This is a genomic window from Brevibacterium sp. RIT 803, assembly GCF_016892625.1.
In the GTDB taxonomy this organism is placed as follows: Bacteria; Actinomycetota; Actinomycetes; order Actinomycetales; family Brevibacteriaceae; genus Brevibacterium.
In genome coordinates this window covers 282,072-297,752 of the sequence record NZ_JAFEMW010000005.1, presented here as the reverse complement: position 1 = coordinate 297,752, position 15,681 = coordinate 282,072, and the positions used below count along the sequence as shown (strand labels likewise).

Here is a 15,681-nt window from a genome sequence, read left to right as displayed (position 1 = left end):
AGCATATGCTGACCATTTCTTCTCGCGTCGACGTGATGAATCGTCTGGGTCGAGCCATGGCCGATTCAACCCGCTCGCGAATCCTGCTCTCACTGTTGGACACTCCCGGATATCCTGCGCAGCTCGCTCGCGATCTGGATCTGACCAGGACGAACGTCTCAAATCATCTCGCCTGTCTGCGCGGATGCGCAATAGTTGTGGCCGAGGCGCAGGGGCGACAGACCAGATACAAGATCGCGGATCCCCACATCAGTTCGGCCCTCAACAGTCTGCTCGACGTCACTCTCGCAGTCGACGAGAGCGCCCCCTGCCTCAACCCCTCCTGCACCATGCCCGGGTGCTGCGATCGCGAACCTGCCGACGATCGTGACAGGAGGGCCACGGCGTGAGCAGCACGGCTGTTCCCACAGCTCAACCGCGCCGACGGGTTCTGCGTCGACGCATCAGGATCGTCGTGGCCATTACCATCACGTGGAACGTCATCGAGGCCGTTGTGGCTCTCATCGCAGGTGGGGCAGCCTCCTCGGCGGCTCTCATCGGATTCGGGCTCGACTCGATCGTCGAAGTCCTCTCTGCGGCAGCCGTGGCATGGCAATTCGCAGCGCCCGACCCCGAGCGGAGGGAGAAGACGGCCCTGCGCGTGATCGCGGTGTCCTTCTTCGCCCTGGCAATCTACGTCAGCGTCGATGCGATCGCCTCCCTGACCGGTTGGCGTGATCCAGAGCATTCCACCGTCGGCATCGTCATCGCCGCCCTGAGCCTTCTCGTCATGCCGTTCCTCAGCTGGTTCGAACGCCGCACGGGTCGCGAACTCGGGTCCGCCTCGGCGATCGCAGATTCCAAACAGACCCTGCTCTGCACGTATCTCTCTGCCGCTCTGCTCGCAGGATTGCTGCTCAACAGCATCCTCGGGTGGGCATGGGCGGACTCCCTCGCCGCTCTCGTGATCGCCGTCTTCGCCATCAGAGAGGGCATCGAGGCGTGGCGCGGAGATGCCTGCTGTGCGGCACCAGTGTCTGTGCTCAGCGGCGAGCACGAGGCCGATGGCTGTACTGGCGATCGCTGTCAGGATTGACCTCGGCAGACTGTTTCGTCTCCGAGCCCTCCGCCCGACAGCGGAATCGGAGTACGGCATAGGATGGAACCACCATGACCGAAACACAGAACCACGTCCCTTGCATGAGGCTGTCAGTGATCAACCTCGTCCGCGACGACGCCCACTGACTTCGCGCCGCATGCACAAGTCCTCTCCAACCGACCCGCGCGCCACCTCCAATACGCGAGGCGCTGGGTCCAGACATCCCGCACAGGGCCACGCCCACGCAAAGGCGATACTCTTCGGCGAACACGCCGTGGTCTACGGAGCCCCTGCACTCGCCGTCCCTCTTCACGGACTCGGGGCACAGGCAGACATCCGCCTCACCCCAGGGCGGGAGACGCGCATCGACAGCCAACTGTTCTCCGGCACCGCCCAGGCGGCACCACAGCAGATGGGGCCCGTGGTCGCCGGACTGCGCGCGGCCTTCGCCGCCACAGGTGATGAGAACGCCGAGGTCCAGGTCGGCATTCGCAGTGCGATTCCCCACAGTCGCGGCCTCGGATCGAGCGCCGCAGTCGCCACCGCGATCGCACGGGCAGTGGCTGATCTCCGCGGGAAGGTCCTCGACCGTGACGCTCTCCACGCAGTCGTGGCGCAGGCGGAATCTGTTGCGCACGGTCGCCCCAGCGGAATCGACGCATGGGCCGTCGCAACTGAGGTCCCCATCAGGTTCCACAACGGTCGGGCCACAGCGATCGACGTCGGCAGGCGACTGATCTTCGTGGTCGCAGACTCCGGTCAGCAAGGCTCCACCGCCGAGGCGGTCGCCGGTGTTCGCCAACTGCGCGCCGCACAGCCGAAGAACGTCGAGGCCGCGATCTCCCGCCTCGCGGAACTCACGGAGGACGCGGTCGATGACGTTCGGTCCGGCGACCTCGCCACGCTCGGGTCGCGAATGCTCGATGCACACAAACTGCTGACGAGCATCGGAGTCAGCAGCCTAGCCCTCGATGCGCTCGTCGAGGCAGCCCTTGGAGCCGGAGCTCGCGGCGCCAAACTCACCGGAGGCGGCCTCGGGGGCTGCGTCCTCGCTCTCGCCGACTCGGACGAACAGGCCGAACACTTGGCGCTCGCACTTCGCGCCGCCGGCGCACCGCGCACCTGGACAACGGAGGTATCCACGACATGAGAACCACAACCGCTCGCGCCTACCCGAACATCGCCCTCATCAAATATTGGGGCAAGCGCGACGAGTCCCGCATCCTCCCGGCGGCGGGCAGCCTGTCGATGACACTCGACGCGTTCGAAACGACGACCACGGTCGTGCCGAATCCTGACGGTGATGCCGACTGCTTGGAACTCGACGGTCAACCCGCCGACGAGGAGCAGACACGACGCACTACCGCGTTCCTCGACCACGTCCGTTCCCTCGCCGGCTCTGAGAAGCCGGTGATCGTTCGTTCGCGCAATTCCGTGCCCACGGGAGCTGGCCTGGCTTCATCTGCATCCGGGTTCGCCGCCCTTGCGACTGCGGCCGCCGCTGCCTTCGAGCTCGACCTCGACACTCGCGCTCTCAGTAGGCTCGCCCGGCTCGGCTCGGGCTCGGCCTGCCGCTCCGTCGTGCCCGGGGTGGCCGTGTGGCACGCGGGTGATGATCAGGATTCGTGCGCCGAGCCCGTCGACGCACCGGATATGCGGATGGTGGTCGTCACCGTTGACCGGGGTCGAAAACCGGTGTCGAGTCGCGCAGCCATGAGACTGACCGCCGCTACCTCTCCCTTCTACGATGCCTGGGTGAGTTCGACCGAGGACAGCCTGGCGGCAATGATCGACGCCTGTCGAGAAGGCGATTTCACGAGAATCGGTGAGCTCACGGAGTCGCATGCGCTGAGAATGCATGCTCTCATTCAGTCGACGACACCGCCCATCCGGTTCCTCCGACCTCAGAGCGTGGCCATCTTCGACGCGGTCGAGAAGTTACGCGAGAACGGACTGGAGGCCTACTCCACAGCAGATGCAGGGCCCAATGTCGTCGTCCTCGTCCGACCAGAAGACGCCGAGGCCGTGGCAGGGGCCCTCGAGGGACTCGGTGATCTCCGAATCGTCGGCCCCGGACCGGGAGCCCACCTGCTGCCCGAGGGTTCCGAGGTGCCCGCAGCGACAGAGGGGATCTCATGATCGAGACGCGTGCACCGGGCAAGCTCTTCGTCGCCGGCGAATATGCCGTCGTCGAACCCGGCCAACCCGCCGTGCTCGTCGCCGTGGACCGGTATATCACCGTCCGGCTCACCGAAAGCCGAGATGCCGGCCGCATCCACTCCAGCGAATACGGTCAGACCCCGCTGGTCTGGTTCCGCGAGGCAGACAGTCAGAGCATCGTGCTCGACCACCGGCCCGCAGACTATGTGCTCGCCGCGATCTCGGTCGTCGAAGAGCTGCGGGCAGAGATGGGGACACCGCCACGGTACTTCGACCTCGACATCTCCAGCGAGCTCGACGATGCCAGCGGACGGAAATTCGGTCTCGGCTCTTCGGCCGCGGTCACGACTGCCGCGATCGCCGCCCTCGACGATTTCTACACATTGGGCTTGACTCGGACCGAACGCTATAAGCTCGCCCTTCTGGCCACGATCGCCATCTCTCCCAACGCCTCGGGCGGGGATCTCGCAGCGAGCGCCTTCGGAGGGTGGATCCGCTACTCCTCACCCGACCGCGCGGCCCTGAAGCTCCATCGCGAAGTCCACGGAGTCGCCTCGGCCCTGCACTGCAGCGAATGGGTCGGGGCAGGGGTCACCCGCATCAGCCCACCTGACTCCCTGCACCTGCTCGTCGGCTGGACCGGTTCCCCGGCCTCGACGGACCATCTCGTCAAACGCGTGCACACGCCGGGCAGGGGGAAGGCCCGCCCCTTCGAGTCGTTCACTGACGAGAGCCGGCTCGGGGTCAACGCACTCGTCGCCGCCTTCGACGAGGATGATGCGATCGGCGCCCTCGACCGCATCCGGCAGGCACGGCGACTGCTGCAGCGACTCGGCGAGTCCTCCGGCAGCCAGATCGAGACCGAACAGCTGGCCGCACTGTGCGATATCGCCGAAACCTACGGTGCCGCGGCCAAACCCTCGGGCGCCGGCGGAGGAGACTGCGGCATCGCCCTCTCCGACGCCGAACTGCCCACGATCGACATCCTCCGCGAGTGGGAGCGCCACGGCATCCGCCGACTCAGCCTGACCCCGCACCGACCCGAAGGCAGCATTGATGACTTCTGAGAGCCCCGAGGCCCGTTCCGCCCGCGCGACACGCAAGGACGACCATGTCCAGCTGGCCTCCCAGCAGCAGGCCGAAGCGCCGCGGCGCACTGATTTCGACGATCTCGAGTTCGTCCATCATGCCCTCGGCGGCACGAACCCGGAACGGGTCGACCTCAGCGTCCGCCTCGGCGAGTGGACCTGGCCGACGCCCTTCTATGTCAATGGCATGACCGGAGGCACCGACACGACGGCGGCGATCAACCGCGACCTTGCGATCGCGGCCGCCGAGACCGGGCTGCCGATGGCCTGCGGTTCGATGAGCGTGGCACTCGACGATTCAGACACGGTGAAGGGCTTCACGATCATCCGTGAGGAGAACCCGCACGGCTTCGTCATGGCCAACCTCGGTGCCGGTCGCAGCGCGGAGGACTCCCGCCGCGCCGTCGACCTGCTGCACGCCGACGCCCTTCAGATCCACATCAACCCGGTGCAGGAGACAGCAATGTCCGAGGGCACCCGCGACTTCTCCGAATGGGCACACGGGCTCGAACAGATTGTCGCATCCTGCCCCGTTCCGGTCATCGTCAAGGAGGTCGGTTTCGGCCTCAGCCGTCGCACGCTGGAATTGCTGGCCTCGATCGACGTCCGATTCGCCGATGTCAGCGGCGCCGGCGGCACGGACTTCCTCCGTATCGAGAACGACCGCGCCGGCGCCGAGGACTTCTCCATGCTCACCGGATTCGGCCAATCCGCCCTGGCCTGCCTGCTCGATTCCCCCACCCAGGGGCCCGTGCTCCTCGCGTCCGGCGGGGTGCGCAACCCCTATGACGTCGTCAAGGCCCTTGCCTGCGGTGCGCGGGCCGTCGGGGTTGCCGGCACGTTCCTGCAGGCCGTGCTCGATGGAGGCGCGGACCGTCTCATTGACGTGGTGAACACGTGGCAGTCACAGACCAGGGCCCTCTTCGCCCTGCTCGGAGCCGAGACGGCAGAAGACCTCACCCGCACAGACCTGCTCACGCGGGGCCGCCTCGGCGAATTCTGCCGTCTGCGCGGAATCAATGTCGAGGAGCTGTCCCGACGCTCGGGAAGCTGACCCAGGTCCACGCCTCCGAACGCTCCCACACACGAAACAGCCCTCCACCTCGGCCCCGAAGGGTCCCGGTGAAGGGCTGTTGTTCACTGTGCGCGAGGGGGGACTTGAACCCCCACGACCTTGCGATCACTGGCACCTGAAGCCAGCGCGTCTACCAATTCCGCCACTCGCGCGAACAAGAGAAAACTCTAGCATCGCGGACCCGAAGAGTGAAACCGAGGTCAGCCGAAACGCCCGAAACGTGTCGACGTTCACATTTGCTGCCCGTCCATCTCGCGTCTGAGGTGACGCACGCCTCATCTCCCATGACATCGGCGCTCGTCAGAGGCTCAAGGAGTACTCAGCGACAACCCCTAAGCTGGACGGCCGCCGGGAATCCGAGCAGACCTCGGCCCCGAAATACCCAGTGACGTGAGTTGAGAGCTTCACCGCGTTAGGATTGGGTGTTGGTGTCTCCATCTCGGTGTCCTTTGCCGAGCGTGGACTCACCTAGACAGACTCGCTCGGACGCATAGTCCGGGCTGGTGGCGAAACGTTCGTCACGCGCACGACACCTGAATGAGGAGGTGCCATGGGGATTCTCGATCGTTTCGAGAAGGGATTGGAGAATGTCGTCAACGGCGCCTTCGCCAAAGCATTCCGCTCACAGGTGGAACCGGTCGAACTGGCCGGCTCACTGCGACGCGAAGCCGATAACAAGGCCGCAGTCGTCTCGCGCGGACGGACACTGACCGCCAACCACTACAGCATCGAGCTGTCACCCACAGATTTCGACCGGCTCTCGGGCCTCGAGAACGAACTCCGCTCGGACCTGCGACAGGTGATCGGTGATCACGCGGTCGAGCAGGCCTACAGCTTCGTCGGTCCCGTCTCCGTCGAATTCGTCGAAGCAGAAGATCTCGACACCGGAATGTACCGTGTCGTCTCCAGCACCCAGCGTCCCGACGGATCGCCCGCAGCCCAACCGGCCAACCGCGGCGGCTACGACCCCGTGTCCCGTTCACACAACATCGTGGGTGAAGGACAGGCCAACTCCGGTTCCCGTCCGGTCCCGCCCAGGCGCACCCCGGAACCCACCCCAGCGCCAGTGCGCCAGGCCGCACCGTCCAGGTCGCGCACGATCGATGCGAGCGTCACCATCCACGGACAGGACTACGCACTGCACCAGGGCACGAACGTCTTCGGCCGGTCCTCATCCAGCTCCGATTACGTCATCGACGACCCCGGCGTCTCCCGCCGACACTTCGAGATCACCGTCGAGCGCGATCACGCGGTCGCCAACGACCTCGGATCGACCAACGGAACACTTCTGCGCGGCCGCAAGCTCACCTCGGCGAACCTCTCCGACGGTGATGTCCTCATGGCCGGAGATGCAGAGGTGCGCTACCACGAGATCGAACAGGACGCCCAGTGAGTGAATTCACCGTCACCGTCTTCCGGTTCGCCTTCTTCATCATCCTCTGGCTTTTCGTGCTCGGAGTGGCCGGTGTCCTCAGGCGCGACATCTTCGGTGCCAAAAAGGCCCCCAGGAAGTCTCGCCGAGGCGGCAGAGCCTCCCGTAACGCAGCTCCGAGTCCGGCACCGAGCAGACCAGCGCCGGTCCCCGCGCCGACGCCTGCCCCCGCGAGGTCTCAGGCGCATCCGGGATCCGTTCGCGTCACCGGTGGGCCCTTGACCGGGACCTTGATCACGCTCTCCGGGGCGCCGGTGACCTTCGGGCGTGCGCCGGACAACTCGATCGTCATCAATGACGATTTCGCTTCCAGCCATCATGCGCGAATCGTGGCCGCCAACGGCTCCTGGGTCCTTGAGGACCTGGGCTCGACGAACGGGACGATCGTCGACGGCTCGCCCATGCATTCGCCCATCAGTCTGCGGATCGGCACCCAGATCACCATCGGCCATACGACGCTGGAGACCCAATCGTGACGACCGACGGTACGATCACCCTCCGTTCAGCAGCCCGGTCTCACACCGGGCTGGTGCGTAAGAACAACCAGGATTCCGGCTATGCGGGTCCGAATTTCTTGCTCATCGCTGACGGAATGGGCGGTCACGCAGGCGGCGACGTCGCCTCGGCGATCACCGTCTCCCGCCTCGCCGACCTCGATCGCGAGCCCAGCGGCGAGGACGCTCTGGAGATCCTGCGCACCTCGATCCTCGAGGCCAATGACCGCATCTGCCGCGGTGTCGCCGAGCAGCCCGAGCTCGCAGGCATGGGCACCACGGTCACCGCTCTGCTGAGGGCACCGGGCAACCGGTTCGCACTCGCCCACATCGGCGACTCCCGCGGTTACGTGCTGCGCGACGGGGAACTTCAGACCGTCACCCACGACCACACCTTCGTCCAGATGCTCGTCGACGAAGGACGCATCACCGCTGACGAGGCGGAGACCCACCCGCAGCGATCGGTCGTCATGAAGGTCCTCGGCGACGTCGGAGCCTCCCCCGATCTCGACCTCACCCTGCGCGAAGCCCACGTCGGCGACCGCTGGATGCTGTGCTCGGATGGACTGACCGGCTTCGCGGACATCGACGACATCGCCCGCATCCTCGCCGAGGTCTCAGATCCCGACGAATGCTGCCGTCAGCTCATCGACCTGGCCCTGGCAGGGGGCGGTGCCGACAACGTCACCGTCGTCATCGGCGACGTGCTCGAAGGCACCGTCGACACCGTGCACGGCAGCTCCGTCGGTTCCGTCCACCTCAACCCGAAGTACGCCACGATCGGCACGAACCCCGACGTCGACGAAGCCACCACGGAGACACAGCCCCACTACGGCAACGGCGACATCCCCACCGACACCGTTCCCCTGCAGGCGGTGTCCGACTCCGATAAGCAGGAGCCCACCGCCGAGGTGGTCCCACCCTCCCAGCGCACCGACACGGAGACATCCCACAGGGACGAACCCACCGAGGAGGATGACCTCGACGCTGACGACGACGAGGTCGAAAAGCGGTCCTACCTGGGGTGGATCATCGCGGCCATCGTCATCGTCGCGATCGCCGTAGGCGGATTCTTCGCCTACAACTACATGAACAACCACTACTACCTGACGAATCTCGACGGGAAAGTCACCCTCTACCGTGGCCTCGACACCACCTTGGGACCCATCGAGCTCAGCCAGCTCGAGGACACCACCGACATCGAGGTCGGGACCCTCAACAGCTTTTCGCAGGATCGTCTGCGCGGCTCCATCCAGGCTGACTCCCGCGACGAGGCCGATCGCATCATCGAGAACCTGCGTCAGGAAGCCGACAAGTCCGGCACTGTCTCGGGCAATGCTGAAGACGCCGCGAGCCCCAGCGATCCCGCACCGTCACCACCGAGTTCCCAAGCGGTCGATCCCAGTGATGCCATCACTGAGGAGTCACAGTAATGTCCGCGAACCCCAACCAAGGCGCGCGGCCACGGCCTTATCGCTTGGCTGAACTCGGCCTCCTCATCCTCGCCATCGCCGTATCCACGAGCGCCTATGCCCTCGTCGGACTCGGCACCGAGGACACGATCCCCGCCAATGTCTACCAGTACGCTGCGTGGTTGGCCGCACTCGGCCTCATCATCCACATCGTCGTGTGGTGGAAGGCCAAGTACGCCGACCCTGTTCTCATCCCGATCGCAGTCCTGCTCAACGGCCTGGGCCTGGCGATGATCTACCGGGTCGACCTGGGCCGGGACGAATATCAGAACAGCGGAGTCACCCAGCTGATCTGGATGACCTTGGGTGTCGCTCTGGCCGTCGGCATCATCATCTTCTTAGGTGACCACAGGTGGCTGCGCCGCTACACCTTCCTCTCGGGGTTCGCTGCGCTCATCTTCCTCATGCTCCCGCTGCTTCCCGGCCTCGGCAAGACGGTCAACGGTGCGCGCATCTGGATCGGCGTCGGCCCGATGTCCTTCCAGCCCGGTGAGATCGCGAAGATCCTGCTGGCCATCTTCTTCGCCGGCTACCTCGTGTCCTATCGTGACCAGTTGGTTCTGGCCGGCCCGAAGATCCTCGGCATCCGCTTCCCGCGCCTGCGTGACTTCGGTCCGATCATCATCGCATGGGTGGCCAGCGTCGGCATCCTCGTATTCGAGAGGGACCTGGGCACCTCGCTGCTGTTCTTCGGCCTGTTCGTCGCCATGCTCTATGTCGCGACGAGCAAGGTCTCCTGGATCATCCTCGGACTCGGCTTCTTCGCAGCCGGCGCTGTCGCAGCGACCTTCCTCTTCTCCCACGTCGGGCAGCGAGTCGACGGTTGGCTCAACGCACTCACTGCCGAGGAGTACAACAAAACCCCTGGTGGTTCGTACCAGCTGGTCCAAGGTCTGTTCGGCATGTCCAACGGCGGGCTGACCGGAACCGGACTCGGTGAGGGCCGACCAAATATGGTCCCCTATGCCGAATCCGACTTCATCTACGCCAGCCTCGGCGAAGAACTGGGCATGGCGGGACTCTTCGTCATCCTGCTCTGCTACCTGTTCATCTTCCAACGCGGCATCAAGACCGCCCAGCAGCTGCGCGACGGTTTCGGCACCCTGCTGGCCACGGGCCTGAGCTTCACGATCGCCCTACAGGTCTTCGTCGTCGTCGGCGGCGTCACCCGCCTCATTCCGCTCACGGGTCTGACCACGCCGTTCCTCGCCCAAGGCGGGTCGTCCCTGATCGCAAACTGGATGATCATCGCGCTGCTCCTGCGCATCTCCGACAATGCCAGGCGACCGGTGGAGGAGTTCCACACCGGCGTCCTCAAGATCACGGAGGATCCCGACGACGCCACCGCCTCGGCGCGGGCTGCCGGGAATCGCAATGACACGAGACGTGTCGAGGGAGCACGCGAACACGCGACTGGCGGTCTCGCCACGAATCGCGCCACCAGCGACGATGCGCCGACGACCAACTTCGGCGCCGCCGATCTTGAGACGAACCGGTCAGATGAGGACCCGACGACCAATCTGGGCACTACCGGAGGTGAACGATGAAGAACCCACTGAAACACATCAGCATCGTCGGATTCGTCATGTTCGCGCTCCTGTTCAGCTCCACCAGCTGGGTTCAGTTCGTCACCGCCGACTCACTGAACAACAATGCGCTCAACAACCGCAAGGTCCTCGACCAGCTGGCTCGCGACCGGGGTCCGATCCTCGTCGACGGCAAGAAGATCGCCTACTCCGAGCCGGTCGACGATAAATACAAGTTCCAGCGCAAGTACGGCTCGGAGGGTCTCGACCCCCGTGCCTACGCCTCGATGACCGGATACTACTCCATCGTGTCGGGAGCTTCAGGCATGGAGCGTGCCTCCGGCGAGTATCTCTCCGGGGACTCCGATGCTCTGTTCTACGACAAGGTCGGCAGCCTGGTCACCGGTGAGCAGCCCCGCGGTGCGGCCGTGGAGCTGAGCATCGACCCGAAGGTGCAGAAGGCCGCCTGGGACGGTCTGGGGGACCAGAACGGTGCAGCGGTCGCACTCGATCCGAAGACCGGCAAGATCCTCGCCATGGCCTCGACACCCGGCTGGGACCCCAACCCCATCGCCAGTCATGACTCCTCGACGGCGCAGTCCGCCTTCGAGACGCTCAACAACGCTGAGGACAAGCCAGCCTATAACCGCGCCATCGGCGGCAACCTGTACCCACCGGGCTCGACCTTCAAGGTCCTCGTGGCTGCGGCCGCGCTGGAATCAGGCGATTACAAGCCGGATTCGACACTGAACGGTCCGGCAGAGCTCGACCTGCCACAGACCACCTCTACGATCGGCAACTCCCATCCGGGCGCCTGCCGCAACGGCGGAAGCCCGTCGCTGGCCGATTCGCTCGCCGAGTCCTGCAACACCTCGTTCGCCTCACTCGGAATGGATCTGGGCGAGGATGCGATCAAGGAACAGGCGGAGAAGTTCGGATTCGGCCAGAAGATGGAGATTCCGCTCAACGTCAGTGCATCCACGTTCCCGGAGGACCTCGATCCACCCCAGTTGGCTCAGTCCTCGCTGGGACAGTACGAGGTCAGGTCCACGCCGATGCAGATGGCGATGATGACGGCGGGAATCGCCAACGGCGGCAAGATGATGAAGCCGCAGCTCGTCGACCGGGTTCTGAACGCGAGCACCCTCGAACCCATCAAGGAGATGCGCCCTGCGCAGATGTCACGTCCCGTTTCGGGTAAGACCGCCGATCAGCTGACGACGATGATGGAAGGCGTGGTCGAGGACGGAACCGGCTCGGTGGCCAAGATGAACGGCACGAAGGTCGCCGCGAAGACCGGTACCGCACAGCACGGACCCGGTGCGGCACCGCACGCGTGGTTCATATCATTCGCCCCAGCCGATGATCCGAAGATCGCAGTCGCGGTCGTCGTGGAGAACGGCGGAAACGCGGGCAACGAAGCTTATGGAGCGACGGTCGCAGGACCGATCGCCAAGGACATGATGGAAGCGGTGGTCGAAAAATGAGACCCGTCGAAGGCACCCTGTTGGGAAACCGATACAAGCTCACCTCTCGCATTGCCGTGGGCGGTATGGGCGAGGTCTGGAAGGGCGTCGACTCCGTGCTCGGCCGTGAGATTGCGGCGAAGATCCTCAAGGACGAATACCTGTCGGATACGACCTTCCTCGCGCGGTTCCGCGCCGAGGCACAGAACATGGGACGCGCATCGGACCCCGGAATCGCCGGTGTCTTCGACTACGGCGACGAGCAGGGATCCCCTTATCTCGTCATGGAGTACGTTCCAGGTGAGGCACTGTCGGCGATCATCGAGCGCAGCGCACCCCTGTCGGAGACGGACACTCTGAGCATCGTCTCCCAGTCCGCGCAGGCGCTGGGGGCGGCCCACAAGGTCGGAGTCATCCACCGCGACATCAAACCCGGCAACATCCTCATGACCCCGGACTTCCGGGTCAAGATCACGGACTTCGGCATCGCCCGCGTCACCGACCAGGCTCCGCTGACGAAGACCGGCCAGGTGATGGGCACCGCCCAGTACCTGGCACCGGAGCAGGCCACAGGCAAGGGTTCGGGGTCCGGCTCCGACCTCTACGCTCTGGGCATCATCGCCTATGAGGCACTGGCAGGGCAGCGTCCGTTCACCGGTGACTCGCAGGTCGCGATCGCCATCGCCCAGGTCAATCAGCAGCATCCGCCGCTGCCGGACACGGTCTCCGAACCCTTGCGCCGCTTCGTTGACTGCCTGCTTGAGAAGAAGCCCGAACGCAGGCCCTCGGATGCCATGGCGGTGTCCAGGGCCGCCGATGCGCTGGCCGCAGGCGATGTCGCAGGTGCCGAAGAGATTCTGCCGCAGATGCGACTGGGCAGCGCCGCCTCCGATGCGCTGACCCAGGTCTTCAACAGCCCCGAGCCCGTGCCGACGACCAAGGCGATGCCGGTCACGGCGTCCAACGAGGAGACTCGTGTCTATCCGGGTGCAGCTGCCGCAGGTGTTGCTGGTGCCGGTGCGGCCGGTGCAGCGGGCGCCGAGGCTGCGAACGGCAGCGAACTCGACGCGGAGAATGCAGAGGACAGGGAACTCGACGAGAAGCAGTCGAAGAAGGGCCGCGCCCTCATCTGGATCCTCGCGATCGTCGCACTCATCGCCGTCGGTTCGCTGCTGTGGTTCTTCCTCGGAGGAGGCAACGCCGAGCCCGAGCCGGACCCCAGCACCAGCGCCCCCACGACTTCGCAGGCAGCGAAGACGATCGAAATCGACAAGAGCGATTACATCGGACTGACCGAATCCTCGGCGACTCAGAACCTCGAACGGCAGGGACTGGAAGCCGAGACCCAGACCATCGAGTCCTCCCGCGCAGCGGGCACGGTCGCCGATGTGGGTGAGGGCGACAACGGCTACACCTTCGAAGAGGGCGACACCGTCACGCTCTACATCTCCTCTGGCCCGGCCGAAGAGCCGGTGGAGACGGAGGAACCTGAACCTTCGAGCACTCCCACACCGTCAGAGACCAGCGGCGACGAGGGTTCGGGCTCGAGCAGCAACGACGACGGGGGCTCCTCGAGCAACGAGAGCAGCAGCTCCAACGACACCGGCTCGTCGAATTCCGACAGTGGTTCGAGCAGTGATTCGAACAGTGGTTCCGAGGGCAGCGACTCGAGCAGCACCGACGACGGAGCTGACACCGACTCGGGTTCGAGCAGCGATCCGAACGGCGGCCAGAACGGCAATGACAACAGCGGTTCGAACTCGAACAGCGGGTCCAACAGCTCCGACGACGACGGCGGAAACCCGTCCGGAAACGGCGGCGGCGAAGATCCCAGTGCCGGCACAGACCTGGACGAGTCGATCTTTGGCTGACACCATGCGCTGAGAAGACGAGTAATCTACTTGACATGCGGAGTACTTTCCCACGACGTGGGTGAACCAAGCGGAGGACCAGAATGAATGAACCCAAGGTGCTGTCGGGGCGGTACGAGGTTCGTGCGCTCCTCGGCCGTGGGGGAATGGCAGAAGTGCACGAGGGCGTCGACAACCGGCTCGGCCGGCGCGTCGCGATCAAGCTTCTGCGGTCCGATCTCGCTCGTGATCCTTCGTTCCACACACGTCTCAAGCGTGAGGCGCAGTCCGCGGCAGGGCTGAACCACCCGGGTATCGTCGCTGTCTACGACTCGGGTGAAGAGGACTTCGTGGAGACCGGAGGCTCCAGTGTCTCCGTGCCCTTCATCGTCATGGAGTATGTCGAGGGCCAGACGCTGCGCGAGGTCCTCAACGAGCACGGCACCCTGACCATCGACGAGGCGCTCAACGTCGTCGCCGGTGTGCTCGCCCCACTCGAGTACTCCCACCGCAACGGAATCGTCCACCGCGATATCAAGCCAGCCAACGTCATGCTCACCCCCGAGGGTGACATCAAGGTCATGGACTTCGGCATCGCCCGCGCGCTCAAGGACAACAGCGGGCTGACCCAGACCCAGTCGGTCGTGGGCACCGCCCAGTACCTGTCCCCCGAGCAGGCCCGCGGTGAGGTCGTCGACGCCCGTTCCGACCTGTATTCGACGGCCTGCCTGCTCTATGAGCTCCTCGTCGGCCGGCCCCCGTTCGTCGGAGATTCGCAGCTGGCAGTCGCCTACCAGCACGTGGGCGAGACGCCGAAGCCGCCGAGTTTCTACAATCCCAATGTTCCCCCTGAGGTCGACCGCCTCCTCATGCATTCGCTGCTGAAGGATCGTGACGAGCGCTACCAGGACGCCTATATCTTCCGTGAGGATGTCCTCGCGGCCCGTGACGGTCGTCCCCTGAGCTTCGACGACGACATGGATCGCACCCAGGCGTTCCCGATGGCCGGGGCCATGATGGGTCCTCCGCAGTATGCTCAGGATGCCGAGGTGGAGCCTGAGACGGGTGCCGTGTCGACGATCATGGCCAAGCAGGACGAGCCACCGCCGCCGAGGCGTTCGCGCGCCTGGATCTGGATCGGCAGCATCTTCGTGCTGTTGGCTCTTGCCGCCATCGCTTTGTGGGTCTACGAGATCAACAAACCACCGGACATCATCCAGGTCGAGGTCACGGACGTGGCCAATATGGACGCCGATGAGGCCGAGTCCGCCCTCATCCAACAGGGCCTGAGAGTCGACAGAGACGAGTCGTACAGCGAGGACGTCGACGAGGGCAAAGCCATCAAGACCGATCCCGCCGGCGGCCAGCGAGTGGAGCAGGACAGCGTCGTGAAGCTGGTCATCTCCTCCGGCCCCGAAAGCGTCAAGGTCCCCGATGTCTCCGGCAAATCCGAGGAAAGTGCCCGCAAGATCCTCAACGACGCCAAGCTCCAGGCAGGCACGCACATCTCCCAGAACTCTCCGGACGTGGAGAAGGGCGTCGTCATCGAAACGAAGCCAGGCAACGGCTCCGAGGTGGACGTGGACTCGAACGTCGACCTCGTCGTGTCCTCGGGAATGGTCGAGGTCCCCGATGTGACGGGCAAATCCGCGCAGGAAGCATGTGAGATCCTCGAGGGCGACGACTACCAGCTGGGGTGCACGACCGAAGAGGTCGAGACCGCAGACGAACCCGCGAAGAAGGTCTTCGAACAGTCTTCAGCTGGCGGCAGCGAGGTCAAGCAGGGCTCGGAGATCACTGTCAAGGTGGCCAAGAAGCCGCCGGAGGAGCCATCGTCGCCAAGCATTCCGTCCATCCCCGGAGGAGTCCCCACGTCGCCGTCTGACGACGGTGGCAGCGACGACAGCGGCGATGACACCGGTGGCGACGAGCAGGACAAGGACAGTGACTCGGATGCCGAGGCCATCGGCGGAGGCGGAGGCAACTGGTTCGACGGCTTCTCCGACTCAGGCGCCGACGGCAACCGCTGAGTGAGTCCGA

13 protein-coding genes and 1 tRNA gene are annotated in these 15,681 nt (G+C 64.9%); 13 read left to right on the top strand and 1 reads right to left on the bottom strand.

Going from position 1 to position 15,681, the window contains the following annotated elements; genetic code table 11:
- The first annotated feature begins 5 nt into the window (after positions 1 to 5).
- The 6 genes from cmtR to fni all read left to right on the top strand — a co-directional run bounded on the left by cmtR (position 6) and on the right by fni (position 5,380).
- Entirely contained in the window at positions 6 to 389 is a 384-nt protein-coding gene (cmtR, locus tag JTF07_RS16950; protein ID WP_204235383.1) for a Cd(II)/Pb(II)-sensing metalloregulatory transcriptional regulator CmtR, read from the top strand.
- Positions 386 to 1,075, top strand: a complete 690-nt coding sequence (locus JTF07_RS16945; protein WP_204235382.1) for a cation efflux transmembrane domain-containing protein — start codon at positions 386 to 388, stop codon at positions 1,073 to 1,075. The genes cmtR and JTF07_RS16945 overlap by 4 nt, the downstream gene beginning before the upstream one ends.
- A gap of 160 nt (positions 1,076 to 1,235) precedes the next feature.
- Positions 1,236 to 2,228 (top strand): mevalonate kinase, encoded by a 993-nt coding sequence (gene mvk, locus JTF07_RS16940; protein ID WP_204235381.1) that lies wholly within the window; start codon positions 1,236 to 1,238, stop codon positions 2,226 to 2,228.
- On the top strand, positions 2,225 to 3,217 hold the full coding sequence (gene mvaD / locus JTF07_RS16935; protein ID WP_204235380.1) for a diphosphomevalonate decarboxylase: 993 nt from the start codon (positions 2,225 to 2,227) through the stop codon (positions 3,215 to 3,217). Before mvk ends, mvaD begins: the two co-directional genes overlap by 4 nt.
- Positions 3,214 to 4,305, top strand: coding sequence for a phosphomevalonate kinase (locus tag JTF07_RS16930; RefSeq protein ID WP_204235379.1), 1,092 nt, complete (start codon positions 3,214 to 3,216; stop codon positions 4,303 to 4,305). Before mvaD ends, JTF07_RS16930 begins: the two co-directional genes overlap by 4 nt.
- Positions 4,295 to 5,380, top strand: a complete 1,086-nt coding sequence (gene fni, locus JTF07_RS16925) for a type 2 isopentenyl-diphosphate Delta-isomerase (protein ID WP_204235378.1) — start codon at positions 4,295 to 4,297, stop codon at positions 5,378 to 5,380. Before JTF07_RS16930 ends, fni begins: the two co-directional genes overlap by 11 nt.
- A gap of 89 nt (positions 5,381 to 5,469) precedes the next feature.
- Here the strand turns inward: fni and JTF07_RS16920 are convergent.
- Positions 5,470 to 5,553, bottom strand: a tRNA-Leu gene (locus JTF07_RS16920).
- Positions 5,554 to 5,951: 398 nt separating this feature from the next.
- Between JTF07_RS16920 and JTF07_RS16915 the strand changes: the two genes are divergently transcribed.
- From JTF07_RS16915 to pknB, 7 genes are all read left to right on the top strand, one after another.
- The gene (locus JTF07_RS16915; RefSeq protein ID WP_204235377.1) at positions 5,952 to 6,794 is read left to right on the top strand and encodes an FHA domain-containing protein; all 843 of its coding nucleotides are present in this window, start codon (positions 5,952 to 5,954) and stop codon (positions 6,792 to 6,794) included.
- Complete coding sequence (locus JTF07_RS20945) at positions 6,791 to 7,309, top strand: FHA domain-containing protein FhaB/FipA (RefSeq protein WP_143922781.1); 519 nt, start codon at positions 6,791 to 6,793, stop codon at positions 7,307 to 7,309. Before JTF07_RS16915 ends, JTF07_RS20945 begins: the two co-directional genes overlap by 4 nt.
- Positions 7,306 to 8,760, top strand: a complete 1,455-nt coding sequence (locus JTF07_RS16905; protein ID WP_204235376.1) for a PP2C family protein-serine/threonine phosphatase — start codon at positions 7,306 to 7,308, stop codon at positions 8,758 to 8,760. Before JTF07_RS20945 ends, JTF07_RS16905 begins: the two co-directional genes overlap by 4 nt.
- Positions 8,760 to 10,346: an FtsW/RodA/SpoVE family cell cycle protein gene (locus JTF07_RS16900; protein ID WP_204235375.1), complete on the top strand. Its 1,587-nt coding sequence runs from the start codon at positions 8,760 to 8,762 to the stop codon at positions 10,344 to 10,346. Before JTF07_RS16905 ends, JTF07_RS16900 begins: the two co-directional genes overlap by 1 nt.
- Positions 10,343 to 11,812 (top strand): peptidoglycan D,D-transpeptidase FtsI family protein, encoded by a 1,470-nt coding sequence (locus JTF07_RS16895; protein WP_204235374.1) that lies wholly within the window; start codon positions 10,343 to 10,345, stop codon positions 11,810 to 11,812. Before JTF07_RS16900 ends, JTF07_RS16895 begins: the two co-directional genes overlap by 4 nt.
- Complete coding sequence (locus JTF07_RS16890; RefSeq protein ID WP_204235373.1) at positions 11,809 to 13,662, top strand: protein kinase domain-containing protein; 1,854 nt, start codon at positions 11,809 to 11,811, stop codon at positions 13,660 to 13,662. Before JTF07_RS16895 ends, JTF07_RS16890 begins: the two co-directional genes overlap by 4 nt.
- An 83-nt stretch (positions 13,663 to 13,745) precedes the next feature.
- A complete protein-coding gene (gene pknB / locus JTF07_RS16885; protein ID WP_204235372.1) occupies positions 13,746 to 15,671 on the top strand; it encodes a Stk1 family PASTA domain-containing Ser/Thr kinase in 1,926 nt (641 codons plus the stop codon).
- Positions 15,672 to 15,681 lie beyond the last annotated feature (10 nt).

What these genes read in the sequence shown, in the direction of transcription:
- cmtR (WP_204235383.1), top strand. Translation starts at nt 6, where the DNA reads ATGCTGACCATTTCTTCTCGCGTCGACGTGATGAATCGTCTGGGTCGA.
- mvk (WP_204235381.1), top strand. Translation starts at nt 1,236, where the DNA reads ATGCACAAGTCCTCTCCAACCGACCCGCGCGCCACCTCCAATACGCGA.
- mvaD (WP_204235380.1), top strand. Translation starts at nt 2,225, where the DNA reads ATGAGAACCACAACCGCTCGCGCCTACCCGAACATCGCCCTCATCAAA.
- JTF07_RS16930 (WP_204235379.1), top strand. Translation starts at nt 3,214, where the DNA reads ATGATCGAGACGCGTGCACCGGGCAAGCTCTTCGTCGCCGGCGAATAT.
- fni (WP_204235378.1), top strand. Translation starts at nt 4,295, where the DNA reads ATGACTTCTGAGAGCCCCGAGGCCCGTTCCGCCCGCGCGACACGCAAG.
- JTF07_RS16915 (WP_204235377.1), top strand. Translation starts at nt 5,952, where the DNA reads ATGGGGATTCTCGATCGTTTCGAGAAGGGATTGGAGAATGTCGTCAAC.
- JTF07_RS16900 (WP_204235375.1), top strand. Translation starts at nt 8,760, where the DNA reads ATGTCCGCGAACCCCAACCAAGGCGCGCGGCCACGGCCTTATCGCTTG.
- JTF07_RS16895 (WP_204235374.1), top strand. Translation starts at nt 10,343, where the DNA reads ATGAAGAACCCACTGAAACACATCAGCATCGTCGGATTCGTCATGTTC.
- JTF07_RS16890 (WP_204235373.1), top strand. Translation starts at nt 11,809, where the DNA reads ATGAGACCCGTCGAAGGCACCCTGTTGGGAAACCGATACAAGCTCACC.
- pknB (WP_204235372.1), top strand. Translation starts at nt 13,746, where the DNA reads ATGAATGAACCCAAGGTGCTGTCGGGGCGGTACGAGGTTCGTGCGCTC.